Annotated in this window: 18 protein-coding genes and 1 pseudogene; 11 read left to right on the top strand and 8 right to left on the bottom strand. The window is 70.4% G+C overall.

Features of this window, described 5'->3' with window-relative positions; all coding sequences use genetic code 11:
• Positions 1-49: 49 nt before the first annotated feature.
• Together ABT061_RS44080 and ABT061_RS44085 are read right to left on the bottom strand one after the other, a co-directional pair.
• Positions 50-850 (bottom strand): SDR family NAD(P)-dependent oxidoreductase, encoded by an 801-nt coding sequence (locus ABT061_RS44080; RefSeq protein WP_350929625.1) that lies wholly within the window; start codon positions 848-850, stop codon positions 50-52.
• A gap of 624 nt (positions 851-1,474) precedes the next feature.
• Complete coding sequence (locus tag ABT061_RS44085; protein ID WP_350929627.1) at positions 1,475-2,554, bottom strand: TetR/AcrR family transcriptional regulator; 1,080 nt, start codon at positions 2,552-2,554, stop codon at positions 1,475-1,477.
• Positions 2,555-2,953: 399 nt separating this feature from the next.
• Between ABT061_RS44085 and ABT061_RS44090 the strand changes: the two genes are divergently transcribed.
• From ABT061_RS44090 to ABT061_RS44100, 3 genes and pseudogenes are all read left to right on the top strand, one after another.
• A complete protein-coding gene (locus ABT061_RS44090; RefSeq protein ID WP_350929629.1) occupies positions 2,954-3,574 on the top strand; it encodes a TetR/AcrR family transcriptional regulator in 621 nt (206 codons plus the stop codon).
• A 125-nt stretch (positions 3,575-3,699) separates the two neighbouring features.
• Positions 3,700-3,882: pseudogene (locus ABT061_RS44095) on the top strand (flavin reductase); the annotation flags it as partial.
• A gap of 14 nt (positions 3,883-3,896) precedes the next feature.
• Positions 3,897-4,169, top strand: a complete 273-nt coding sequence (locus tag ABT061_RS44100) for a flavin reductase family protein (RefSeq protein WP_350929631.1) — start codon at positions 3,897-3,899, stop codon at positions 4,167-4,169.
• A gap of 500 nt (positions 4,170-4,669) precedes the next feature.
• Here the strand turns inward: ABT061_RS44100 and ABT061_RS44105 are convergent, their stop codons facing one another.
• Entirely contained in the window at positions 4,670-4,906 is a 237-nt protein-coding gene (locus ABT061_RS44105) for a hypothetical protein (RefSeq protein ID WP_350929633.1), read from the bottom strand.
• Between the two features lie 42 nt (positions 4,907-4,948).
• Here ABT061_RS44105 and ABT061_RS44110 point away from each other — a divergent pair, with 42 nt between their 5' ends.
• From ABT061_RS44110 to ABT061_RS44120, 3 genes are all read left to right on the top strand, one after another.
• Positions 4,949-5,788 carry an ABC transporter ATP-binding protein gene (locus ABT061_RS44110; RefSeq protein ID WP_350929635.1) on the top strand — a complete coding sequence of 280 codons (840 nt, stop codon included), beginning with the start codon at positions 4,949-4,951 and terminating at the stop codon, positions 5,786-5,788.
• Positions 5,788-6,645 carry an ABC transporter permease gene (locus ABT061_RS44115; protein WP_350929637.1) on the top strand — a complete coding sequence of 286 codons (858 nt, stop codon included), beginning with the start codon at positions 5,788-5,790 and terminating at the stop codon, positions 6,643-6,645. Before ABT061_RS44110 ends, ABT061_RS44115 begins: the two co-directional genes overlap by 1 nt.
• Before the next feature lie 146 nt (positions 6,646-6,791).
• Positions 6,792-7,085, top strand: a complete 294-nt coding sequence (locus ABT061_RS44120; protein WP_350929639.1) for a Rossmann-fold NAD(P)-binding domain-containing protein — start codon at positions 6,792-6,794, stop codon at positions 7,083-7,085.
• A gap of 100 nt (positions 7,086-7,185) precedes the next feature.
• Here ABT061_RS44120 and ABT061_RS44125 read toward each other — a convergent pair whose 3' ends face one another.
• The 3 genes from ABT061_RS44125 to ABT061_RS44135 all read right to left on the bottom strand — a co-directional run bounded on the left by ABT061_RS44125 (position 7,186) and on the right by ABT061_RS44135 (position 9,221).
• Entirely contained in the window at positions 7,186-7,482 is a 297-nt protein-coding gene (locus ABT061_RS44125; RefSeq protein WP_350929641.1) for a hypothetical protein, read from the bottom strand.
• Between the two features lie 735 nt (positions 7,483-8,217).
• Entirely contained in the window at positions 8,218-8,874 is a 657-nt protein-coding gene (locus ABT061_RS44130; protein WP_350929643.1) for an enoyl-CoA hydratase/isomerase family protein, read from the bottom strand.
• The gene (locus tag ABT061_RS44135; RefSeq protein ID WP_350929645.1) at positions 8,871-9,221 is read right to left on the bottom strand and encodes a hypothetical protein; all 351 of its coding nucleotides are present in this window, start codon (positions 9,219-9,221) and stop codon (positions 8,871-8,873) included. Before ABT061_RS44135 ends, ABT061_RS44130 begins: the two co-directional genes overlap by 4 nt.
• A 447-nt stretch (positions 9,222-9,668) precedes the next feature.
• Here ABT061_RS44135 and ABT061_RS44140 point away from each other — a divergent pair, with 447 nt between their 5' ends.
• From ABT061_RS44140 to ABT061_RS44160, 5 genes are all read left to right on the top strand, one after another.
• Entirely contained in the window at positions 9,669-10,448 is a 780-nt protein-coding gene (locus ABT061_RS44140; protein WP_350929647.1) for an HpcH/HpaI aldolase family protein, read from the top strand.
• A gap of 85 nt (positions 10,449-10,533) precedes the next feature.
• Positions 10,534-11,394 (top strand): hypothetical protein, encoded by an 861-nt coding sequence (locus ABT061_RS44145; protein ID WP_350929649.1) that lies wholly within the window; start codon positions 10,534-10,536, stop codon positions 11,392-11,394.
• Positions 11,387-12,340 (top strand): LLM class F420-dependent oxidoreductase, encoded by a 954-nt coding sequence (locus ABT061_RS44150; protein ID WP_350929651.1) that lies wholly within the window; start codon positions 11,387-11,389, stop codon positions 12,338-12,340. The genes ABT061_RS44145 and ABT061_RS44150 overlap by 8 nt, the downstream gene beginning before the upstream one ends.
• 156 nt (positions 12,341-12,496) lie before the next feature.
• On the top strand, positions 12,497-13,747 hold the full coding sequence (locus tag ABT061_RS44155) for an amidohydrolase family protein (RefSeq protein WP_350929653.1): 1,251 nt from the start codon (positions 12,497-12,499) through the stop codon (positions 13,745-13,747).
• A gap of 26 nt (positions 13,748-13,773) precedes the next feature.
• A complete protein-coding gene (locus ABT061_RS44160) occupies positions 13,774-13,974 on the top strand; it encodes an acyl-CoA dehydrogenase family protein (protein ID WP_350929661.1) in 201 nt (66 codons plus the stop codon).
• 136 nt (positions 13,975-14,110) lie between these two features.
• Here the strand turns inward: ABT061_RS44160 and ABT061_RS44165 are convergent, their stop codons facing one another.
• Together ABT061_RS44165 and ABT061_RS44170 are read right to left on the bottom strand one after the other, a co-directional pair.
• Positions 14,111-14,893: a 4'-phosphopantetheinyl transferase family protein gene (locus tag ABT061_RS44165; RefSeq protein ID WP_350929655.1), complete on the bottom strand. Its 783-nt coding sequence runs from the start codon at positions 14,891-14,893 to the stop codon at positions 14,111-14,113.
• Positions 14,894-15,046: 153 nt separating this feature from the next.
• Entirely contained in the window at positions 15,047-25,255 is a 10,209-nt protein-coding gene (locus ABT061_RS44170; protein ID WP_350929663.1) for a type I polyketide synthase, read from the bottom strand.
• Positions 25,256-25,269: the final 14 nt, after the last annotated feature.

Genomic DNA, 25,269 nt, shown 5'->3' on the forward strand with positions numbered 1-25,269 from the left:
ACAAGACGTGCGAGTGCACGTCGATGAAACCCGTTTCTCTGCTCCTCGATCAGGGTTTGTCCAGCGGCGGCGGCCGCCAGAAACCAGTGGTCATGCCCGCACCGCCGTCGAGCACGACCGTCTGGCCGGTCAGGTAGGAGGCAGCCGCCGAGCTGACGACGACGACCATTGTGGCCACCTCGTCCTGCTCGGCGAACCGCCCGAGCGGGATCGCGCGGGCGAGCTCCTGGTCGGTGTCGCCGTCGCGGGGATTGCGGTCGGTCCGGACGATCCCGGGAGCGACGGTGTTCACCCGGATGCCGTGCGGGCCGAGCTCGACCGCGAGGTTCATCGTGTACGAGTTCAGCGCGGCTTTGGCCGCGCCGTAGGCGGCCTGGCCCGGGAACGGGACCACGCCCGCCAACGAGGAGACGAGCGTGATCGCGCCGCCGCGGCCCCGCGCCCGGGCCGCGGCGGCGAAGGCCGAGCAGAACTCGACGTGGTGCAGGAAGTTGGTCTCCAGGGCCTCGCGCTGCAGCGCGGCCGAGACCTCTGCCGCCGGTGCGGCGACTCCCCGGCCGACGACGTTGACGAGGATGTCGAGCCCGCCGAGCTGCTCCTCGGACCGCAGCAGGGCGGCCCGCGCCGCTCCCGGCTCTCGCACGTCGGCCCTGATCGCGAGGGCGCTGAGCTTCGCGGCCACGGCGGTGGCCCGCTCGCCGTCGAGGTCGATCAGGGCGAGCCGGACACCGAGAGCGGAGAGCATCCGGGCAACGGCGCGCCCGATACCGAACCCGCCCCCGACGACGAGCGCCGCCTTCCCGTCGAGCCCGAGCACCGCACCGACCGGCCCCGCTCCCGCGGCGCTCATCGGTCCCAGGGCAGGCAGAGCCGCTGCCCCAGGCGCAGCAGCGCACCGGCCGGTCGAGCCGGCCCTCCACCTGGCTGCGGACCGGGGACCAGATGTGCTCGTGCAACTACGCGAACAGGGTAACGAAGACGACCGTCGTGCCCTCGTGTCGTGATGCCCGTGGGCGATCCGGGGGACATTGCCATAGGTGGACCTCCGCGTCGTCGAGCAGACACCCGTCGAGTGGGCACGAATCTACCCGCGCCCCCCTCAGAAAGACAACACTATTGTTGAAGATTGCATTCGGTTTTCGTGCCGAGCACAGAAGCGGACTGGAAGCCAGCGAACAGGGGAAGCTGAATCCAAGTCAGCACTATCGTTGATTTGCGTTGCGGACGTTGGTTCGTGTCCCGGCGCGACGGTGGCGCCCTGGCCCCGGTCTTTCGCCAAGTGTTGATCAAGGCCCGTGTGCGTCGGGTTGATCTTCGTCGGATGGCTGTCTGCGATCGCGGCGTGCGTGGTGGTGGCCCGGCGCGTGGTCGGTCGGGGTAGCGCAGCGGTCGTCTCGGCGTCGCCACGGTCACACAGGGACCCTGCCTCGCCAACACCCTCCTGCGCCGGGTTCCTGGACCGAGACTGCGGGAGTTACGGCGTCCGCTGCACGATCCCGCTCAGCACTGTCTCGGTCATGCCGTCGGCAATGTCTTCGGCGCTCAGCGCACCGTCCGGGACGAACCAGCGGGACGTCCAGTTCAGCATGCCCACGACCAGCTTGGCGAACACCTTCGGCGGCAGGGCGAGGTGGAACTCCCCAGACTCAATCCCCTCGCGCACCGTGGCCTCGATCAGATCCTCTGCCCGGCGGCCCGAGTCGATGAGATCCTGGTTGAGGTGCGTGTCGATGACCGTCGAGCTCGCCCCTTCTTGAAAGAAGATGTAGAGCTGCGGATAGTGCCGCTCGTAGGCCCGCATGACGGCGCGCATCGACTCCCGCAGCCGGGCCTGCGGGCGCAGGTCGGCCTTGCTGATCTCCTCCAGCCCCGAGACCAGATCGGCGACGCCGTCGTGGATCGCCTCTCGGTAGATCGCGTGCTTGTCGGAGAAGTAGTAGTAGACGGTTGCCCGGTCGAGGTTGGCCTCACGCGCAATGGCTTCGATAGTGGTACCGCCGAGCCCGTTGCGGGCGAGGACGAGACCTGCGGCCTTGAGGATCTTCTCGCGCTTCGCGCCGTACTGGGCGCGGTCCTTGCGCTGCGCCGCCTCCCGTTTCGTGGCCAGCGTGGGGGCCCGCTTGGCAGACCGAGGCCGCCGCGGCTTCTCCTCCATCAACCCCTCCCCGTCGCTGGCCTGGACCTGATGCACATGCCTCATGATAGACCGCCGATCTGGCCGGCGCGGTCGGATCGGTGGTGACGCACCGACCGGCCACACGTCGTCGACGGGGCGCCGATAACGGGTCAGGTCCCGCAGCTTTTCCCAGGTCAGTGCTTTTTGGGTCTTGGCCAGTGCCGCGGCAGGCTTCCCGTTCTCCCGCCGCAGCCGCTCGGCCTCCTTCTCGGCCGGGCTCTTGGCGTCTTTACACACCGGCGGTTTGGCCTCCAGCGCCTGCAGCGCCCCGTGATCGCGGGCCGGTCGCCGGTCCAGGATGTGGGTGGAGTGCAATCCTTCGCGGCGCAACAGCGCTCCCTTGGCGCCCGGCTCGGTCAGCGCGTCGTACTCGGCCACGGTCCGCAGCTCGTACTCGGCGCCGAACCTGCGCCGCTTGGGCCGCGCGGAACACCGTCGAGCGCCTGATCAACAAGTTGAAGGCTTGGCGAGGCATCGCCAGCGATCATCAAGTTCGCGCCAGAGCCATTCCTCAGCGTCCGCAAGCATCTGCTGCACCGCTTCGGGACAGGCTCTCGCGCTCGCCCGCGCGCGACGCCTGCCGACCGACGAAAATCAACAAACAGGACGCACGAATGTAAACGGTCGGGTTGAATAGAATCACATTCGGCGTCCGTGTGCCGGTGTGGCACACTCGGCCGGAGCATCGGCCGCAGCACGGTCGTAAATTGACAGGATGTGGAAACTGTGGAGAAACCAAGGCCATCGAGATCCGTCAAGGATCCGCCAACGCTCGCGATGAAACGTGAAGCGGCGTTGCAACGAGACCGCACCCGCTACGGCGCCAAGCGTGACCAGATCCTCAAGGCCGCCGGGCCCGTCCTGGCCCGCAACGGCCTCAGCGGCACGACGGTCGAGGCCGTCGCGAAGGAGGCGGGCCTCGACCGGGCGACGGTCTACTACTACTTCGCCGACAAGCATGCGATCTTCCGAGAGGCGATCCACGACGGCGTGGCCGAACTGGTCGCAGAACTGGGGGAGGTCGCCGAGAGCAGCGCGCCACCCAAGGAGCGCCTGCGGGTGGCGATGCGCGCGGTCATGCGTGCCTATGAGCGGCACTATCCGCAGCTTTACATCTTCTTCCAGGAGAACAGCTCGGCGGTCATCGACGGCCACCTCAACCAGGAGGTCGTCCACTCCGGTCGCCGCATGGAGGACCTCATCGAGTCCATCGTGCGCGACGGGATCGACGCGGGGGAGTTCGCGATCACCCTGCCGCCGAAGGTGTTCGCCAAGCTCGTCGTCGGGATGTTGAACTGGACATCACGCTGGTTCGTGCCCGAGGGCGCGCTGACCGCTAATGACATCGCCGACGGGATGACCGAGACCATCCTTGTCGGCATCGTCAAGCCGGGATAGTCAGAGGCGCCCGTCCCCAACAACGGCGACGGCGTGGGCTTGGGCCCGGTCGGCATCCAACCGTAAACCAAGCTATGTCAACACACATGTTGAAGTGGTTGTGACTGATGACCGTCGTCTCGGTCATGGACGCTGTCGCAGCCGCCGTCGCCGCGGTCGACCCCTTGCGCTTCCGGCACGTGCTCGGCCACTTCCCGGCCGGAGTCACCGTAATCGCCGCCATCGGCAGCGGTGGTCCGCTCGGTCTCGCCGCCGGCTCGTTCTTCTCGATCTCGCTCGATCCACCGCTCGTCGGGTTCTGCGCGGCGAAGACGTCGACGCCGTGGCCGGGCTCCAGGCGTCGAAGCGGTTCTGTGCCGGCATCCTCGCGACCGACCAGCGGGCGGCGTATCGCCGGTTCGCCATCTCCGGCGGGCCGAAGTTCGACGGCCTCGATTGGACGTCCGCTACGAGCGGTTCCCCACGCCTCGGCGGAGCGCCGGCGTGGGTCGATTGCGACATCGTCGCCGTGCACGACGGCGGCGACCACGAGATCTGCGTCGAACGTGGCAACTGTTCTCTGATCTTCTTCCGCCACGGCCACGAGATCGCCTGACCGGCTGCGCTTTGCCTGACCGCCCGTCGGTAGGCGCGAGCGCGGAGATCGGGACGTGCGGTTCGGAGCGATCAAGCGGTCGGCCGCGCGAGGGTCTCCGGTCGGATCGGCGTCTCAGGCAAGGACGAGGCGGCGGCGCTCTACCGTGATCTCCACATCCACGGTACGCCGAAGGACTGTCTCGAGAAGCTCGAACGGATCGCGAAGACGACGGACTGTGGCACGCCGCTCTCCTTCTTCTCGTACTCCGGGATTCCCTTCGCGGACTCGAAGAGGAATGTGCAGCTGTACGCCGATGAGATTCCCGATCGTCCGGTCGCGGTAGTCGGCGGCAGGATGCACGGAGGTGTCCAAGGGGGCGTTCTGCGGGGGACGTGGCATCAAGGATCTGAATTGGCGAGCATCAGCGTCGGCGCCGTTTCGAGCTACTGGTGGCGCCACGAGCGCCTGGCGGAACGCGTCGTCGTGGCCGACGTGCCGACGCGGTGGAGTCGGTCCGTCTACCACGGCCACCGCTCGCTCTGCTGCGCACACGTTGAGCCGCTGACGAGCCGCTCTTCGGCGGCTGGTGCTCCAGCGCGGCGCCGATCGCCGTGGAGATTCTCGGCGATCCGAGCTTCGGCCTCGTGCTCTTCGACGCCGAGCACGACCACGGGCTGTTCGGCGGGTTCCGGTACGGCTGTTTTTAAACAGCACTGTTGACGCAGCTTTTGGTCGGTGGATATGGTTCCGCTCACGGCCTGACACGCCTTGGTCGACGACGCGGAGGACGCCCCACCATGGTCAGTGCACGAGAACAGTCGACAGTCGGCGCACAGACGCTGTTCGATCATCCGAGGGTCACGATCCAGGGTGTGGGGCGCACGTTCCCCAGCGCCACTGGTGACGTGGTAGCCCTGCAGGAAGTCGACCTCGATATTCCCGACGGCCAGTTCTGCTGCCTGGTCGGCCCATCGGGCTGCGGGAAGACAACGCTGCTCCGCATCCTCGCGGGGCTGGCCAACCCCAGCGTCGGCCGAGCGGTGGTGCGCCACGACGACCCGACCAGGCTGGCGCGGTCGGTGGTGTTCCAAGATTACTCGGTCTTCCCATGGAAGACGGTGCGGGAGAACGTCGAACTACCGATCCGCGCACAAGGGGTTGGACGCCGCGAGGCGCAGGAGATCAGCACAACGTGGTTGCGCCGCGTGGGTCTCAGCGGTTTCGAGGAGGCGTGGCCCACTCAGCTCTCCGGTGGCATGCGCCAGCGTGTCGCGATCGCGCGCGCCTTCGCCTGCAACCCCGAGATGCTGCTGATGGACGAGCCGCTTGCCGCGCTGGACGCGCAGATGCGGCTGCTGCTGCAGGAGCAGCTGCTCGCGCTGAGCCAGGAAGAGGCCAAGACGGTCGTCTTCGTGACGCACTCGATCGAGGAGGCGATCCTGCTCGGCGATCGCATCATCGTCATGGGCGCCCGGCCGGGGCGGGTGATCGCCGACGTCGCTGTCCCGTTCGAACGCCCGCGCTCGCCCGCCGAGGTGCGCCAGGAGGAGCGATTCGGGGAGCTGCACGAGCACATCTGGTCCCTGATCCGCAGCCAGGTCGAGGACCAGCTCAGGAAAGACGAGAAGGCAAAGTGATGACGCGAACCTTGGACTCGACCAAACCCACCACCGCAGCGACTGCCAAGCCGATCGTTCTCGTCCCGGGCCGACGTGAGCTGAACCCGGCCCGCGCGGCCCGCATCGATCGGCGGGTCACGAACACGCTTGCCGTGCTCATCCCGCTGCTCCTGATCGGCTCCTGGGAGCTGGCCGCGCAGGTCGGTGCGATCGACGCCCGATTCTTCCCCGCGCCGACCACGATCATCGGTTCCTGGGGCGAAAGCATCGCCGATGGCACGTACTGGACCCACCTCGGCGTGAGTGCGCAGCGCATCGTCCTCGGCTACCTGTTCGGAACGATCCCAGGCATCATCGCCGGCCTGTTGATCGGCCGGGCCCGCTTGGTCGGTAGGGCTCTGGAGCCCACGATCATCGCGCTCTACACCATCCCGAAGCTCGCGATTCTCCCGTTGCTTCTGCTGGTCTTCGGGATCGGCGAAACGCCGAAGCTGGTGCTCATCGGCATCACCACGTTCTGGATTGTGCTGATCAACACCACCGGCGCGCTGGAGGAAGTGCAGATAGCGCACATCGAGGCAGGGCGGAGCTTCGGGCTCAGCAAGATCGAGATGATCCGCCACATCGTGCTGCCGTCGGCGGCGCCGCAGATCTTCACGGGGCTGCGGATTGCGGCGGGCATGGCGGTCCTCGCGCTGGTCGGCGCGGAGTTCGTCGCCGCCAAGGCCGGCTTGGGCTACATGATCTGGAACTCGTGGAACATCGGCATCCCGAGCTTCATGTACATCGGAATCATTTCCATCTCGATCCTCGGTGTACTGACCAACACGGTCCTGCGCCTGCTGCAGCGCGCCGCGCTGCCGTGGGACCGCTGAGACGGGTCGACCTGGTCGGCACCGGGATACCGCTGGTGGGCGTCCCGGTGCCAGATCGATCAACGCTGACGCACTCACGGGTACGGGGCGGGTCCGTCCGGCGGCCGAACACCGCCGGCGCCGCCCCGTGCTCGAAGGAGGACGCGGTGGGACAGCTCGACGGGCGGGTCGTCTTCATCACGGGTGCGGCGCGCGGTCAGGAGCGGCGGGCCGCGGTGAGTTTCGCGGCCGAGGGCACCGACGTGATCGCCGTCGACTCGTGCAGGCCGGTCGAATCCGTCGGCTACGCGATGGCCACCGCCGACGATCTGGACGAGACCGAGAAGCTGGTCCGCGAGCAGGGGCGCGAGATCCTCGCATTCCGCGCCGACATCCGTGACCAGCCCACGCACCGACGGCATGTGTCAAGTCAAAAGGGACACCGGGGCCGTAACCACTAATGCTCCGTTCCTACGCGCTGCGAGGAAACCGAGACTGCCGGGTCCGCCCTCCTGATGCCAGGACCGAGGTGGATCTGTACTTCCGGTGAGGAACGTCGCACTAAGCTGCCGCCTCCTTGGGCTGTTGGCCCTGGTCGCTGTCGGGCCTGTTGATCCACGCCACGTCTGGAAGCGTGGGCAGGGAGGGCTTGCGGGTGAACCGCTGCGGGTTCGCCATGCGGAAGACCTCGATCGTCGCGCCGCACCGCTCTTGGATGGCCTGCGCCGTACCGATATGCACGCTGAACGGCGTATGCAGGCCGATCCCGGAGTGGTATTGCTCACGGCTGCAACAGCCGAAGAACCTGCGACAGAAACTACGGGCACCGGCGAACGAGCCGAAGACACTGGGAAACACCGGACAGCACCCCACCGTCTTGAACTGTGCTTCCGATTCCCTTTGGCCATACGGTTGCGGTTGCCGTTGCCCATGGGGTGGGGATGTTGAATCCACGCCAGCGGTAGCGGGTGACCTCCACCTTCGGGCACTGGAACAGCTCCACCTTGCCCTCTTGCGGCCGACGACCGGTACGACCGGTCAGGAACCGCCGATAGAGGTCCTTCCAGTTGATCCCGATGTGTCGTTTGCGCAGCCACCGGGGACCCGCTGCCAGGCGAACAAGACCCGAGTTCACTTTCAGGGCCCTCACCGATGCCCGCAGGCTCCGGGCCGCCCTCGCCGCACCCGGCAACCGGGCATGCCGTGTCGCCGTCGCCGGAATCGGCCTGACCATGGACGTCAGCCTGGCCGCGCAACTGGGGGTGCCCGCGGACCCGCGCGTCGACACCTTGACTCGAACCACGAATCCGCTGGTCTGCGCAGTCGAGGACCGCACTGTGCTGCCCGAGCCTGGAACAGGCGTGCCGAGCCGGCTGCAGATCGTGAATCGCCCGCACGCTTTCCGTGCCGCACGGCGCGCTCTCACGGTCCCGGGCGGAGTGCGGCGATCCGATCTGGACGGAACTGCCGACGTCACCGCCCTCCTCGCCCGCACTCCCCTGACCTCACCTGCGTCCGGGCCCGGCGACTCACGGAAACAGGCCACCAGTAAGTTGTGGCCCGCGACAGGTACGCGGCCGCGACACCTTTCGGTCAGAGGAGCTGGAGGCGCTGCTTGATCCGGGCCGCGTCGGCCGCGTCGGCGCTGCCCATAACCTCGACCAATGCGGTCGCCGTTTTCACCGCTTCGCCGCGGCCACAGTGGATGATCCCGGAGCCGGCCAGGCTCATGTCCGCCACGCGATGCAGTTCGCCGCCAAGGCAGATACGGCGCACCCATGCCGGCGGGAGGTGCCGGCGGAGCGGGCCGGGCTCGCTGACCATCCCGTGCCGAACCTCCGGCATGCCGATGCGGGCGGCCTCGGAAAGCACCAGCACATCGGCCACCGCGGCGAGCAGCAGTCCGAACCCGACGGCTGCGCGCTCGACGGCAGCGACCACCGGCGCCGGATGCGATTCGACGGCGGCGAGGCAGCGGACGGCAGCCCGGGTGACCGTTTCGAGTTCCGGGCCGACCTCCGGCTCGCCGCTCGAACCCGCGACGTCCCCCATGTCGAAGCCGGCCGAGAAGATGTCGTTGGCGCCCAGCACCAGCAGCGGGCGCGGATCGTCGCAGTGGGCGCCGATGAGTTCGGTGAGCAGGTCGTACATCGGCACGGTGAACGCGTTGACAGGCGGCCTGTCGACGACCAGGCGCAAATGCCTGGCGTGTTCCTCGATCCGGACGCCCGCGGCGGGCGAATCGCTCACCGCGGCCCGGCCAGCAGCCGGGCCGCACCCGGCGTGTACTTCAGGACGGCCACCACGTTCGGGAGGCGCCGGTGCCGGGCGAGTTCGTCGCGCTCGGCCCGGCTAAGCCGGTCCTCCGGCTCCGCGGCCCCGACGACGGCGAACCCCACCGACCGCACGACGCAGGCGTGCGCGGCGCGCCGCAGCGTGGCGAGCGCCCCCGGCCGGACCTGGCCCACCGCCTCGACGTCGATCAGCACCGCCTGGGTGTGACAGCCTCCGGCGGCCCGCAGGTACAGCCCGGAGTCGGCCGGCCACGATAGCCGTGCCCCGGTCACCCGGTCGAACACTCCGGTGACCCGGATCACTCGGAACCTCCGATCGGCACCCCGACCGAAGGGGTGCCAGAGAGCGAGCCCGACGACACTGGCTGCACAGTCCCTCCCGAGGTCATTCCGGCCATCATCGTGACGACGGCCCACCCTTCATTTCTATCAACATATACGTTGGCTGGATCGTCGTGCAATTAGATCTGATCAACCCGCCGTCCCGGCAGGCACGTGACCAGCCGGCCGGCCGCCTGCCCGGTGCAGGTCCGAGGGCCGCTCCGGAACCTACTCATGCTGGTCTGCCGCAGGGAGCGGAGGCGATCGCCCGGTTCACCGACCGCTGAGCCCGGCTCGGGACCGTCCGCGACGCCGGCGGCTCGGCTGTGACCGGCCACGATGGACCTCTGCCACTTATAAACGTACACGTTGACCGGGTAGTCGCGCGGCGGCTAGCATCGAGGCTCACCAGTGACAGGAGTGCCGGCATTGACAACTCCACAAATTCCCGGACCGCTGCGCCGACGCTGGTCGGCGGGCGAGCCCGCTCTCGGCACGTGGTGCTCCACGGCCGCGCCCGCCGTGGTCGAACTGCTGGCCGGGCCGGACGTCGACTTCGTCCTGCTTGACGCGCAGCACGGACTCTACGGTTTCGACGCCCTCGTGCAGTGCCTGATGGCGCTGGGGTCACGGCCGGTCGCGCCGGTCGTCCGGATCGCGGCGAACGACGCCGTGCTCATCGGACGGGTCCTTGACGCGGGCGCGCTCGGCGTCGTCGTGCCGATGGTCGAGACGGCGGAGGACGCCCGCCGCGCCGTCCGCGCGTTCCGGTACCCGCCGGCAGGCGAGCGCAGCTTCGGGCCGCTGCGGGCGGGCCGGCTCCTCGGCCGCTCCCCGGAACGGCTCTCGGCCGAGCCGGTCTGCCTGGTGATGGTGGAGTCCCCGCGCGGGGTCGCCAACGTCGAGGAGATCGTCGCCGTCGACGGCGTCGACGGGGTGTTTCTCGGTCCCGCGGACCTGGCCGTCGGGCTCGGGCTGCCACCGACACCGATCCCGGTCCCCGGCCCGCACGCCGATGCGATCGAGCGGGTCCGCAAGGCCTGCCTGGCGGCAGGCGTCCAGGTCGGCATGCCGTGCGCCGATGCCGTGACCGCCCGCGACCTGCTGGCGCAGGGCTACACCGTCCTCACGATCGGCAGCGACGTGCAGTGGCTCGCCGCGGCGGCCGACGCCGCGACGGCTGGTCTGCGCGGGCCGGACGCCGACTGACCTGCGCGGCCTCGGCTGGCCGCGCCCGACCGTACACGAGACCGCGCCGGGACGCCGAGGCGACCCGAGGGAGGAGCAGGAACAGGTGGAGATCATCCCGACCGAGGAGATCGAGTGGAAGGCGGTCGTCGCCAACGCGCGCGTCGGTGACGTCCGAAGCAAGTACGTGCGCGAAGGCGAGATCCTCCCGGGTGTCGGCTACGCATCGGACTGCTACTGGTATGTCGGCGGCGAGCACGTGTTCACCGCGCCGCGGCACCGGCACGACTTCGAGCAGATCCGGATCTCGATGACCGGTGAGCAGGACTTCGGCCGCGGCCAGGTGACCGAGGAGGGCTGGATCGCCTACTTCCCGGCCGGGGCATACTACGGGCCGGAGCGGATCGACGGGGCGTCGATCTTCCAGATCCAGTGGAGCGACGCCTGGGTCTCCCGCGCGGCACACGACCGGGCGTACGAGGAGCTGAGCCGCACCGGCGAGTTCACCGGCGGCGAGTACTTCTATACCGACGAGAACGGTGAGCGACAGACCAAGGACGGGCTCAATGCGATCTGGGAGCACGTGTTCGGGCGCCCCGCGGCGTCCGCGATCCCGGCTCCCCGCTATCCCGAGCCGATCCTCATGAACCCGGACGCGTTCTCCTACGTCGAGGACGGTTCGGGGGTCTCGGCCAAGATCCTCGGTCGGTTCACTGAGCGCGACCTGACGATAACCAAGATCCGCTGGGACGAGCCGGTCGGCTACGTCATGCCCGGGGACCGGACGTACTGCATGTTCACCAACACCGGTGACGTCACGGTCGAGGGTCGTACCTACGGCCGGCACACGGTGATCTGGTCGGATCTCGGGGAGTCGGTCAGCGTGGCCGGGGCGCCGGGTACGGAGGCGCTGTGCATCGCGTTCCCACCCGCCCGGTTCGCGCCTGCGGCGGTCGAGCGTGGCTGAGCGGGCGGGCGCGGACGGCCCGGTCTTCGGCTCTACCTACCCGACGGCCGACCTGGGCACCGATCCATCCGTCCTGGCCGCGTGGGCGAGGGGCCTGGAGGAGATCGGGTTCGGTGAGCTCTACGTGCCCGAGCACGTCGTCGGGGTCAACGCCGAGGTCAGGGCCGACTGGCGGCCACTCAACCCGCACACACTGCAGGCCGACAAGCCGATCTACGACCACCGCAACCCGTTCCTCGAGCCGCTGGTGGCGATGGGATTCCTGGCCGGGGTAACTCACTCGATCACGCTGATGAGCGGCGTGCTCGTGGCCCCGCAGCGCCAGACCGCGCTGCTGGCCAAGCAGGCCGCGATCGCGGACGTGCTGAGCGGCGGCCGGATCCGGCTGGGCATCGGCGTCGGCTGGAACGACGCGGAGTTCGCCGCGCTCGGGGCGGACTTCCGGACCCGGGGCAGGCGGATGGACGAGCAGATCGCCCTGCTGCGACGGCTGTGGACCGAGGAGACGGTCTCTGCGCAGGGCCGGTGGGACAACTTGGACGCGGTCGGGATCTGCCCGCTGCCGGTGCAGCGGCCGATCCCGCTCGTCGTGGGCGGGGACTCCGACGCGGCCCTGGATCGGGCTGCCGCCCGCGGGGACGGCTGGTTCCTCACGCACACGGCGGCGGAGTCGGTCGACCGGACCAAACGTTTCTGGGACCGGGTGGACGAGCTCGGTAGGCGCGCGGGGATGTCGCTGGTCGGCACGATCTACCAGGGCGACCGCGAGCCCGAGGCGATGCTCGACGAGGTCGCCGCCTGGGTCGAGCTGGGGGCTACCCATCTCAACATCCGGACCGCCAGCTACCCCGCGCAGTGGACGCCGGGGCAGCACGGCCGCAAGACCGACGTCGCCGAGCACATCGACGCCCTGCGGCGGTTGCGTGCGGCGTGGCTTGCCCGCTGAGCGGGCGGTGTCCATTTTCAACACCACTGTTGACGATGGGTGTGGTCCGGCCTATGCTCGCTTCCACGAAATGCCGTCGTCGTTGGCCGGCACCACCGGCGGAACGACGGGCCACAAGATCGGCCGGTGATCGGCCCAGTGCAGTGAGGAGTTGACATGACCGAGTTGTCCGCGGCGACGCTGGCCCTTCTGGACCAGACGCTGGACGTCGACGCCCACGAGATGACGCCGTCACACCTGTGGGGCGAGGTGTTCGGAGAGGCCGCGGCGCGCATCTCCGAGCTGGCCCTGCCGGTGTTGAAGAAGACCGGCGCGAACGACTTCTACAATCCGACGCTGGCCGCTGACATCGAGGAAATCACCGACGAGAACGTGTGGAACATTCGGGGCAGCCGGGCCCCGGGCGCGTTCGACATGTCGCGTCGGGTCGCGGTGATGGACGTGATGGGCGTGGCCCGTCAGTTCGTGTTCCCGAGCTTCGCGTTGTTCGCCAACCACCTCTACACGGGCACAGAAGCAACGCACCGCGACCGGTACCAGCTGACGCTCCCGGAGGCGGAGATCCGCGCGCTGGGGCTTGCCGGGATCAACGAGTACAACGAGTGGGTCGTTCGTCAGTCGCAGGTCGAACCGGAGCGCATTCGCCCGGTCGCCTATATCTCCCCCGGGGACTCGCCGGAAGAGCTCTACGAGCAGACCGAGGCGCTGCTGGACCGCGGTGTGCTGGCGATCAACCTGCCTGCGGGCCACCCCCCGGGTGGACGCTCGCCGGCCAGCCCGGAGCTCGACCCGTACTGGGAGATGCTGGACCGGCGCAACATCGCGGTGCTGGTGCACGTCGGCGGCGAGTGGGGCTTCCTCAAGTCGGCGGAGTGGGGCCGGGCGCCGGCGTTCAAGCCGGGCAAGGTGGAGAGCAACGAGCTGGGCTCCGAGCCGTTCTCGTTCGCCACGATGCAGCTCCCGATCTGCAACTATCTGGCTGCGATGACGATGGGGGGTGTGTTCGAGCGGCACCCGGGGCTGCGCTTCGGAGCGATCGAGATCGGCGCGGGGTGGCTGGGCCCGTGGGCGGAGAACCTCGACATGTGGGCGCGGGATGTCTACGCGACCCGGATGAAGCCGTTCATCTCGAAGCTGCCATCCGAGTACATCGCCTCGAACGTGCGGGTCAACCCGTTCAACAACATCGAGCCGCTCGACAAGTACATCGCCAAGTACCCGAATCTGCGTAGCAGCTTCTGCTTCTCGACCGACTACCCGCACATCGAGGGCGGTAAGGACGTCAAGCGCAAGTTCATCGAGCTGCTCGCCCCGCTCGGGGAAGAGGTCATCCAGGATGTCTTCGTCAAGAACTGCGAGCTGCTGCTCCCGCCGCTCGACGAGATCCGCAAGCAGGACGCGGTGTGACGCTGTTGTCGCAGGAGCAGTAGGACCTGCGTGACCTCGCTGCTCGCCTCGCCACCGACCGCTACGCACCGCGGGCCGGAGAATGGGGCGAGGCGGCGCCGCCGCTCCCCGTCGAGGAGCGGCGGCGGCTCGCCAAGCTCGGCCTGCTCGGGCTTTCGTTACCTCCCGCTACAAGGAACGACCCAACGACGGCAGACCCGACCACAGCCGCCCCGTCACCGGCCTGACCGGATGTGGCCATCGAGACCGCCGACGTGGTGCTCATGCGCTCCGACCCACCGGATGTGCCCGCCGCACTGCGCATCGGCCGCGCCACCCTGCGCAGGACGCGGCAGAACCGGTCCTACCTGTGCTCCACAGCCGTTACTGATCAGAGGCGGATCCTCCGCCGCTAGGTGACCCTGAGCAAGGGGGATCCCGGTCCTCCGAGGACTCCACCGCGTCCGAGGTTCCCGGGGTGTCCCAAGCGTCCGAGGGGACGGCCACGACCGCGATGGCCGTGACCACGAGACCCCGGCCCACCAGCCAGCGGCCGGAGAACTCCTTCACCTCGCCGCCGTCACTCAGCCTCGGCCCCTCGCCCAGCAGGCGTGCCTGGAAACCACCCCGGACCGGATCAAAGGTGATCGACGCCTCGCTGAAGTCGAGGCGTGGCTCCCGCCGCGGAGCCAGGGGGAACCACGCCTTGTAGACGGACTCCTTGGCGCTGAACAGCAGCCGGTCCCACCTCACCGACGAGTCGCGCCGCAGGAGATCCGTCACCCAGCGCAGTTCCTCGTCAACCGTGATGGCCTCCAGAATGCCGGAGGGCAGCGGTTTGTTCGGCTCGGCGTCGATCCCGAGGGTCGTGATGTCACTGGACCGGGCGACGGCGGCGGCACGGTATCCGGCGCAGTGGGTGATGCTGCCGACAACGCCCGGGGGCCAGACCGGCGCGCCCTTCACACCAGGCACCACGGGCACCAGCGGGTAACCCAGACGCCTCAGGGCCTCGCGGGCGCACCAGCGCGCCGTGGTGAACTCGCGGCGGCGCTTCTCCACCGCCCCGCCGATCACGGCCTCCTCGGCGAGGAACAGGGCGCATGGCCGCGAGTCGTCGAACGCCTCCGACGACATGATCTCGCCGGGCAGCAGAGCCTCGATCATGGCGTGAGTTCGGAGGCCGGTACGACCGACCGTGCCGGACGGGGGGTCCCACCCCGATTCTCGGCGCAGGCGACATGCAGGGCGCTCACCGCGAGCAGCTTTCGCGCCTTCATGATGTGGTCAACTCCCGCATGATCCGGAATGGTGATGAATTCACGACAGGCCGAGCTCGTTGTCGAGGATCTCGAACATCTCGCTGTCCGTGGCCGAATCGAGGTCGAACTCCGTGTCGCCGGAATCGTGCGACAGCGCCGCCCACTTGGTCTTCAGAACGTCCAGTCGCGCCGCGACCTGCTTGTGCACATCGATGTCGACGGTCATCTCGCCGAATGCCTTCTCCAGTTTCGCGAGCTCGGCCAGGAGCGCCACGGACCCCGTCGGCTCGGTCAGGCCGAGCCGGTCAAGCAGGTGGTCCGCGAGAGCGAGCGGCGTGGGGTGGTCGAACACCAGGGTGACCGGCAGGCGCAGCCCGGTGGCGCCGTTCAACCGGTTGCGCAGCTCGACGGCGGTGAGCGAGTCGAAGCCCAGCTCCTTGAGGGCCCGGTCCGGTTCGACGGAGTCGGCTCGGGCATGCCCGAGCACGCCCGCCACCTGGGCGCGCACGAGATCCAGGAGCACCTCGGCACGCTCGGCGGCACCGAGAGCGGTCAGACTGCGCACCAGGGTGTCCGGTTCCTGTTGCCGCCCGCCCGTGGCCGTACGGCGCCTGGCGGACACCAGGCCCCGCAGCAGCGGCGGGATGTCCTCACGCGCCCGCAGCGCCGGCAGATCGAGCCGGACCGGCGCCAGCACCGGGCGGTCCACGGCGACGGCCGCGTCGAACAGCCAAAGCCCCTGCTTCACCGACAGCGGGCGAATACCCGCGCGCGCCATCCGCCGCCGATCGGTGTCGTCAAGCCCGCCGGTCATGCCACCGGTCATCCCGGTGTCCTGCGCCCAGGGCCCCCAGGCCAGCGACATCGCGGGCAGCCCGGCGGCCCGCCGGTGGTGGGCCAGACCGTCGAGGAAGGCGTTGGCCGCGGCGTAGTTGCCCTGCCCCGCACCGCCGGCCAGACCGGCCACCGACGAGAAGAGCACGAACGCGGCGAGATCCATGCCCTGGGTGAGCTCGTGCAGGTACCAGGCGGCACCCGCCTTGGGCAACAGCACGGTGTCCAGCCGCTCAGGCCGCAGGGAGGGAATCGTCGCGTCGTCCAGCACCCCCGCCGCGTGAACGACCGCGGTCAGCGGATGCTCGGCGGGTACGGCGGCCAGCAGGCCGGCGAGCGCGTCCCGGTCGGACACGTCGCAGGTGGCGATGGTGACCTCGGCACCGCAGGCGGCCAGCTCGGCCCGCAGCGCGGGGGCGCCCGGCGCCGCCGGCCCCCGGCGACCTGCCAGCAGCAGACGCCGTACCCCGTGCTCGCTCACCAGATGCCGCGCCACCTCGACGCCGAGACCGCCCGTACCACCGGTGATCAGCACCGTGCCCTCGGGGTCCCACCGCCGTACGGTGTCCTCGTCCGGTGCCACCGGCGCCACCGGTGCCAGGCGCGCCACGCTCAGCACCCCGTCGCGCACCGCGACCTGCGGCTCACCACAGGCCAACACCGCCGACAGCAGCGCCCTGGACGGCTCCCCCGGCACATCGAGATCGACGAGCACGAACCGGCCGGGGTCCTCCGCCTGCGCGGCACGGACCAGGCCCCACACGGCGGCCCCCGGCAGGTCGATCAGGCGGTCGTGGTCTGGGTCGTGGTCTGGGACGGTGACCGCGCCGCGCGTCACCACGATGAGGGGGGTGTCGCCGAACCGGTCTTCCGCGAGCCAGCGCTGCAGGAGGTCCAGAACGCGGGCGGTGGACTCGCGCATCGCGGCGATGACATCCGTGGAACGGGCGGAGTCCGCGGTGAGGAACGAGCCCGCGGCCACGGCCACGGCACGCGGCGCACCGTCCCGCACCGCGTCCGGCGCCTCTGCCGGCAGGGCGGCGAGCAGGCCGTCCAGTGCGGCGAGGTCCCCGGTCAGCACCGCCACGTCCAGCTCCGCGACGGAGACCGGCTCCTCGGGCAGAGGTGTCCACTCCAGCTGGAACAGCGCGTCCCGTGGCGCTCGGCGGTCACCGCCGGCGGCCGGCCCGCCGGGCGACGCCGGACGCGACACCAGCGACTCGGCGGTGAGCACGGGCGCTCCCGCCATGTCCACCGCGGTCACCGACACCGCGTCCGCGCCGGTCCTGGTCACGCGCACGCGCAGTATCGTCGCGCCGCCGGCGTGCAGGTGCACCCCGCCCCACGCGAACGGCAGGCGTCCCGCCTCAGGCTCGGCCGCCTCCAGGAACGGCACCGCGTGCAAGGCGGCGTCCAGCAGCGCCGGGTGCACGCCGTACGAGCCGGCGTCGCCGACCTGCTCCGGCAGGGCGATCTCCGCGAACACCTCATCGTCGCGCCGCCAGACCGCGCGCAGCCCCTGGAACACCGGCCCGTAGGCGAACCCGCCTTCGGCGAACCGGTCGTAGAGGCCGTCCAGCTCGACGGCGGACGCCCCCCGCGGCGGCCACACCTCGGTGTCGAACGCCTGGCCCCGGCCCGCGGCCGCGCGGCCGCCGTCGGAGAGAACACCGGTCGCATGCCGCACCCATGGCTCGTCATCGGCGGCGTCGGCGGGCCGCGCGTAGACGCCGAGCTCGCGGTGGCCCGACGCGTCGGGCGCGCCTACCGACACCTGTACGGCCATCGCGTCCCGCTCGCCGAGCACGAGCGGGGCGGCCATGGTGAGCTCCTCCACCCGGTCGCACCCGGCCTGGTCTCCGGCCCGGATGGCGAGTTCCAGCAACCCCGCGCCGGGGAAGACCACCGTCCCGCCCACGGCGTGGTCCGCGAGCCACGGGTGCGACCGCAGCGAGAGACGGCCGGTGAGCACGACGCCGTCCGCCCCGGCCAGCTCCACCGCCGCCCCCAGCAACGGGTGCGCCGCCGCCGCAAGCCCGAGATCCCGGGCGTCCCCGACCCGCCGCCCACTCGGCCAGAACCATCGATGCTGGAAGGCGTACGTCGGCAGATCCACCCGGCGGGCACCGGCGAACGCGGTCCTGAACACGGCCGGCCAGTCCACCGCGACACCGTGCGCGTGCAACCTCGCCACCGCCGTCATGATCGCGGTCTGCTCGTCGCGGTCCCTGCGTAGCGCCGGGACAAGCACCGCGCCCACTTGCGGCCCGGACTGCCCTGGGTGCCTGGCGGCCTCGCCCGAGACGACGTCCTCGGCCATCGCCGTCAGCACCCCGTCGGGTCCCAGTTCGAGGTACGCGGTGACCCCTTGCCTTTGCAGCGTCCCCACGCCGTCGGCGAACCTGACCGCGCGCCGTACCTGCTCCACCCAGTAGTCCGGCGAGCACAACTCCTCGGCCGATGCCGGCTCGCCGGTCACGGTCGAGACCACCGGAATCCGCGGCGGTGCGAAGACCAGGCCCTCGGCCACCCGCCGGTACTCCGCCAGCATCGGCTCCATCAGCGGCGAATGGAACGCGTGGCTCACCCTCAGCCGCGTCGTCTTGCGTCCTTCGGCCTCCAACCGGGCGGCGATCCGGACCACCGGTCCCTCGGCACCCGCGATCACCAACGAAGCGGGACCGTTCACCGATGCGATGGAAACCTCGTTCTCGTGCCCGGCGAGAAGCGGCAGTACCTCCTGTTCCGGAGCCTGGACGGCGACCATCGCCCCGCCCGGCGGCAGCGCCTGCATCAGCCGGGCACGCGCCGCCACCAGCCGGCACGCGTCCTGGAGCGGCAGCACGCCGGCCACGTGCGCGGCCGTGATCTCGCCGATCGAATGCCCGGACAGGAAATCCGGCTTGACGCCCCAGGACTCCACCAGCCGGAACAGCGCCACCTCCAGCGCGAACAGCGCCGGCTGGGTGTATCCGGTCTGGTCCAGCAGTTCGGTGTCGCCGAACATCACCTCGCGCAGCGGGTGGTCCAGCTCGGGATCCAGGTGGGCGAGCACGGCGTCGAGGGCACCGGCGAACACCGGGAACCGCTCATACAACCCCCGGCCCATTCCGGCCCGTTGAGCACCCTGCCCGGTGAACAGCAGCGCGAGCCTGCCCGGCCGCGTGCCACGTCCGTGGACCACTCCGGGCGCCGAATGCCCGTCCACCACCGCCGTCAGGCTCGCCGGCAGCTCGTCCCGGTCACCGGCCAGCACCACCGCCCGATGCTCGAACGCCGAGCGGGTCGTCGCCAGCGAGAAGCCGATGTCCACCGGGGAGGCGTCCAGATCGTCCTGGACCCGCGACAGCAGGCGTGCCGCCTGGGCCCGCAGCGCGTCACTCGTCTTCCCCGAGAGCAACAGGGGAACCGCACCCGGCACGATGCCTGGCGCCGAGCCGGTTCCCGCATCCGTGGTCGGCGGCACCTGCTCGAGGATCACGTGTGCGTTGGTCCCGCTGATGCCGAACGACGACACCCCGGCCCGCCGCGGCCGTCCGATCTCCGACCACGGGCGGTGCTCGGTGAGCAGCTCCACCGCGCCCTGGTTCCAGTCCACGTGCGACGAGGCCGCGTCCACGTGCAGCGTGCCCGGCAGCACTTCGTGGCGCATCGCCATGACCATCTTGATCACACCGGCGACGCCCGCGGCCGCCTGGGTGTGGCCGATGTTCGACTTGATCGAGCCCAGCAGCAGCGGGCGGTCATCCGGCCGGTCCTGCCCGTAGGTCGCCAGCAGCGCCTGCGCCTCGATCGGGTCACCCAGTCTCGTCCCGGTCCCGTGACCCTCCACCACGTCCACGTCCGCCGGGGCCAGCCCGGCGCCGGCCAGTGCCTGGCGGATCACCCGCTGCTGCGAGGGACCGTTCGGCGCGGTCAACCCGTTGGAGGCGCCGTCCTGGTTCACCGCGGAGCCCCGCAGGACGGCCAGCACCTGGTGGCCGTTGCGCCGCGCGTCGGACAGGCGTTCCAGCACCAGCATCCCGACCCCCTCGGACCAGCCGACACCGTCGGCGGCCTCGGAGAAGGACTTGCACCGGCCGTCGCCGGCCAGCCCGTCCTGAGCACTGAAGTTGATGAACGCCCCCGGGGTGGCCATCACGGTCACCCCACCGGCCAGCGCCAGCGAGCACTCACCCGAGCGCAGCGCCTGCGCGGCCAGGTGCATCGCCACCAGTGAGGAGGAGCACGCGGTGTCCACCGTCACCGCCGGCCCTTCCAGGCCGAGCGTGTAGGACAGCCGTCCGGACACGACGCTGCCGGCCGTGCCGGTGCCCATGAAGCTCACCACGTCCGGCGGGAACTCGGCGCTCGTCGCGTAGTCGTGGTACATCACCCCGGCGAACACGCCCGTGTGGCTGCCCCGCAGCGAGAGCGGGTCGATCCCGGCCCGCTCGACCGCCTCCCAGGACACCTCAAGAAGGAGCCGCTGCTGCGGGTCCATCGCCAGCGCCTCGCGGGGCGAGATGCCGAAGAAGCCTGGGTCGAAATCCCCCGCGTCGTGCAAGAACCCGCCTTCGCGGACGTAGCTGGTGCCCCGGCGCTCGCGGTCGGGATCATACAGCGACTCCAGATCCCAGCCACGAGAGGCCGGGAACGCCGAGATCGCGTCCGTACCTTCCGCGACCAGCCGCCACAGATCCTCGGGAGAGGTCACTCCGCCCGGGTACCGGCACGCCATCGACACGATCACCACGGGATCGTCACCGGCCGATGTGACCGGCTGCGCGACCGTCCGCGCGACCGCCGAGCCGCCGTGCTCGCCCAGCAACTCCGCCAGGAGGAAGTCCGCCAGCGCCGTGACGTTCGGGTAGTCGAACACCAACGTCGCGGGCAGGCGCAGCCCGGTGGCCGCGGACAGCCGGTTGCGCACCTCGACGGCTGTCAGCGAGTCGAAGCCCATGCTCTGGAAGCTGCTCAGCGGCTCGATCGCGTCGCCGTCCGCGTGGCCCAGCACCGAGGCGATATGGTCGCGGGCCAGCTCCAGCAGGGCGGCCGTCCGCTCGCCTGCCCCGAGCGGCGCGACGCGATCGGCGAGTGCGGTCGCCGCTGCGACCGTCGCCTGCCGGCGGGCCGACGACCGGATCAGCCCTTGGAGCAGGAGTGGGACGTCCTGGCCGGTACGGAATGCCGCCAGATCCAGGCGCGCGGGCACCAAGGCCGGTTCGTCGCCCGTGACCGCCACGTCGAACAGCGCCAGACCGTGATCCGGAGACAGCGGGAGCATTCCGCGCCTGGCGAGCCTGCCCATCTCGGCCTCGCTCAGGGCGCTGGTCATGCCACCGGCCTGGGCCCACGGACCCCATCCCAGTGAGAGCCCCGGCAGGCCCTCGGCCCGGCGGCGCCGGGCGAGCGCGTCCAGGAAGGCGTTCGCCGCCGCGTAGTTGGCCTGGCCCGCCGTCCCGAACGTCCCCGCCACCGACGAGAACAGCACGAATGCGGACAGATTCTCGTCTCGGGTCAGCTCGTGGAGATGCCAGGCCGCATCCACCTTGGGGCGGAACACCCTCTCCAGGCTCTGCGACGTCAATGTGCCGATCACACCGTCGTCCAGCACGCCCGCGGTGTGCACCACCGCGGTCAGCGGGTGCTCGGCGGCTATCCCGGCCAGCAGACCGGCGACAGCGTCGCGATCCGCCAGATCGCATGCCACGACGATCACGCGAGCGCCGAGCCCGGTAAGCTCCGCCACCAGCTCGCCGGCACCCTCCGCCCGGTCACCGCGACGGCTCACCAGCGTCAGGTGCCTGATGCCGTGCACGGTCACCAGGTGGCGGGCCAGCATGCCGCCCAGGCCGCCGGTGCCGCCGGTGATCAGCACCGTGCCCTCAGGATCCCAGGCCAGGCCCGGTGGCTCAGCGGGCGGGAAGACCCGGGCCAGCCGACCGGCCAGCACGGCACCATCCCGGATCACCAGCTGCGGCTCGGCGGCGGCCAGGGCCGGCGGCAGCGCGGCGATCGAGGCCGCCGACGCGCCCACGTGGTCAAGGTCGAGGTCGACCAGTACAAACCGGTCTGGGTGCTCCGCCTCGGCGGCGCGCACGAGCCCCCACACCGTCGCCGCCACCACGTCATCGCCGTCCACCGCGCCCCGGGTGAGGAACGCCAGCCGCGAACCGGCGAACCGCTCGTCGGCGAGCCAGGATCGCATCAGGTCCAGCACGGACGACGCCAGACCGTGCGCGGCCGCCGGCACCCCGTCGCCCGAGCCTCCGGCCACCGGTACCAGCACCGTGCGCGGCACGAGAGCACCGCCGTCGTACGCCTCTCCCAGCGACCGCAGATCGGCACCTGTCCCGACAGGGCCGCCCATGGCGTCGGCAAGAGCTTCGGCGAGACCCCACTCGTCCGGACCCACTACTGCCAGAGTGCTCGGCGACACCGCGGATACCGGCGAGGCCGGGGCGACCAGCGGGACCCAGTTCAGCCGGAACAGGGAATCCCTTCCGATTGCTCGCGAGCCGGTGGCCTGCTCGTCCGAAAGGACTCGCAGGGTCAGCGACCTGATCGAGGCCACGGGACCGCCCGCGCCGGCGATCGCGATCGACATCGCGTCCGGTCCGGCCCAGGACAACCGCACCCGGACCGCCGATGCCCCCGCCGCGTGCAAGGACACGCCCTCCCACGCGAAGGGCACCTTACGCCGGGCGTCCTCGCTCTGGTCGAGGAGCAGGCACAGGTGCAGCACCGCGTCCAGCAGCGCCGGATGCATACCGAACGCCCCCGCCTCGGCCGCGTCCTGCTCGGGCAGACCGATTTCGGCGTACATATCCGAGTCGCATCGCCAGGCCGCGGTCAGGCCGCGGAACGCCGGCCCGTAGTCGAAGCCGTCCGCCGCCCGCCCCTCGTAGAAGCCTTCCAACGAGATCGGCGTCGCACCGGCCGGTGGCCACACCGTCGTGTCGAACGGCGGTGCGGTAAGGGGCTCGTCGACTGCCAGGAGACCGCCCGCGTGTCGTGTCCAGGGGCGCTCCTCCTCGCCTTCCGGCCGCGCGTGCACGCTCAGCGGCCGGTGTCCCCTCTCGTCGGGCTCGCCCAGCCGCACCTGTACCTGGACACCACCCTGTTCGGGCAGCGTCAACGGCGCGGCCAGGGTCAGCTCGTCCACTCGCGCGCAGCCGACCTCGTCACCGGCCCGGATCGCCAGTTCCAGGAACGCCGTCGCCGGTACCACCACCCGGCCCGACACCACGTGATCGGCCAGCCACGGCTGGGAACGCACCGACAACCGGCCGGTAAAGAGCACCTCGTCGCCGCCCGCCAGCTCAACGGCGGCTCCCAGCAAGGGATGGTCCGGCGCTCCGAGCCCGGCGTCGGTCACATCGCCGACGCGGGAGAGCGAAGGCCTCGGCCAGAAACGCCGGTGCTGGAAGGCGTAGGTGGGCAGCTCCACCCGGCGGGCGCCGGGGAACACCGCACACCAGTCCACCGGCACCCCGCGTACGTGCAGGGCGGCCAGCGCCGTCATCACCGTGTTCTGCTCGTCCCGGTCCCCGCGCAGCACCGGCACCAGCAGCATGTCCGGATCCGCCACCGCCTCGGCGTCTGTCAGGACGTCCTGCGCCATGGCGGTCAGTACGCCGTCGGGGCCCAGTTCCAGGTAGGCCCGCACTCCCTGAGCGTGCAGCGTCCGGACACCGTCGGAGAAGCGGACGGCCTGGCGGACCTGGTCCACCCAGTAGTCCGGCGAGCACAGCTGCTCGTCGGTGGCCGCCTGCCCGGTCACCGTGGACACCACCGGGATCTGTGGCGGGTCGTAGGACAGCGTCCGGGCCAGGGCGCGGAAGTCCTCCAGCATCGGGTCCATCAACGGCGAATGGAACGCGTGCGACACCCGCAACCGCTTCGTCCTGACCCCCCTCTCCTCCAGGGCGGCGGCCACCTCAAGCACCGCCTCCTCGGTGCCTGAGATCACCACCGAGGCCGGACCGTTGACCGCCGCGACCGACACCTCCTTCTCACGCCCGGCCAGCAGAGCGGCGACCTCCTCCTCGGAAGCCCGCACCGACACCATCGCCCCACCCGCCGGGAGCGCCTGCATCAACCGCGCCCGACCCGCCACCAGCACACACGCATCCTTCAGGGACAACACCCCGGCCACATGCGCCGCGGTGATCTCCCCGATCGAATGACCGGCCAGCACATTCGGCCGCACTCCCCACGAGGACACCAACCGGAACAGCGCCGTCTCCACCGCGAACAGAGCCGGCTGCGCCCACCCCGTCTCGTCCAGCGACCCCGCCTCGGCCGACCCCGGCTCGGCGAACAGCACCTCCCGCAACGACCCGTCCAGCAACGGGTCCAGCTCGGCGATCACCTCGTCCAACGCCTGCGCGAACACCGGGAACCGGCCATACAGCTCCCGGCCCATCCCCACCCGCTGACTACCCTGACCGGTGAACAGGAACGCGAGCTCCGGCTCCACCCCGGCCACCCCGCGCACCACACCCACACCCGGCCGCTCCTCGGCCAGCGCACCCAACCCGGCCAGCACACCCTCACGATCAGCCGCGACCACCACCGCCCGATGCTCGAACACCGACCGCGTCGCCACCAGCGAGAACGCCACATCGCTCAGCACCGGAGCAGGATCGCTACCCACATACGACACCAGCCGCCCGGCCTGCGCCCGCAACGCCTCCGCCGTACGACCCGACACCACCACCGAAACCACCGGCGGCTCCACGACGACATCCGGCATCCGGTCCTGCGCTTCGGCCGTGACCTGCTCGGCCTCTGGGCCCTGCTCGACGATCACATGCGCGTTGGTGCCACTGATCCCGAACGACGACACCGCAGCCCGACGCGGACGGTCGGTCTCCGGCCACGATCGCGCCTCGGCCACCAGCTCGACCGCGCCCTCGCTCCAGTCCACATGCGAGGACGGCTCGTCCACATGCAACGTGCGCGGCACCACACCCTCGCGCATCGCCATGACCATCTTGATCACACCTGCCACACCGGCGGCCGCCTGGGTGTGCCCGAGGTTCGACTTGATCGAGCCCAGCAGCAGCGGCCGGTCGGCGTCCCGGTCCTGGCCGTAGGTCGCCAGCAGGGCCTGCGCCTCGATCGGGTCACCCAGCGTCGTCCCGGTGCCGTGCGCCTCCACCGCGTCCACCTCGGCCGGCGACAACCCCGCACCGGCCAGCGCCTGGCGGATCACCCGCTGCTGCGACGGACCGTTCGGCGCCGTCAACCCGTTCGACGCCCCGTCCTGGTTGATCGCCGACCCGCGCAGCACCGCCAGCACCTGGTGGCCGTTGCGCCGAGCGTCCGACAACCGCTCCAGCACCAGCACACCCACACCCTCGGCCCAGCCCACCCCATCGGCCGACTCGGAGAAGGACCTGCACCGGCCGTCCACCGACAGACCACGCTGCCGGGCGAACCCGATGAAGGTGTTCGGCG

Origin of the sequence: Streptosporangium sp. NPDC002544, assembly GCF_040295965.1 — a bacterium.
Taxonomy (GTDB): domain Bacteria; phylum Actinomycetota; class Actinomycetes; order Streptosporangiales; family Streptosporangiaceae; genus Streptosporangium.

Bases quoted from the DNA above. Each gene is read 5' to 3' on its own strand.
- ABT061_RS44090 (WP_350929629.1), top strand. From the start codon at position 2,954: ATGAAACGTGAAGCGGCGTTGCAACGAGACCGCACCCGCTACGGCGCC.
- ABT061_RS44080 (WP_350929625.1), bottom strand. From the start codon at position 850: ATGAGCGCCGCGGGAGCGGGGCCGGTCGGTGCGGTGCTCGGGCTCGAC.
- ABT061_RS44165 (WP_350929655.1), bottom strand. From the start codon at position 14,893: ATGATCGAGGCTCTGCTGCCCGGCGAGATCATGTCGTCGGAGGCGTTC.
- ABT061_RS44115 (WP_350929637.1), top strand. From the start codon at position 5,788: ATGACGCGAACCTTGGACTCGACCAAACCCACCACCGCAGCGACTGCC.
- ABT061_RS44155 (WP_350929653.1), top strand. From the start codon at position 12,497: ATGACCGAGTTGTCCGCGGCGACGCTGGCCCTTCTGGACCAGACGCTG.
- ABT061_RS44110 (WP_350929635.1), top strand. From the start codon at position 4,949: ATGGTCAGTGCACGAGAACAGTCGACAGTCGGCGCACAGACGCTGTTC.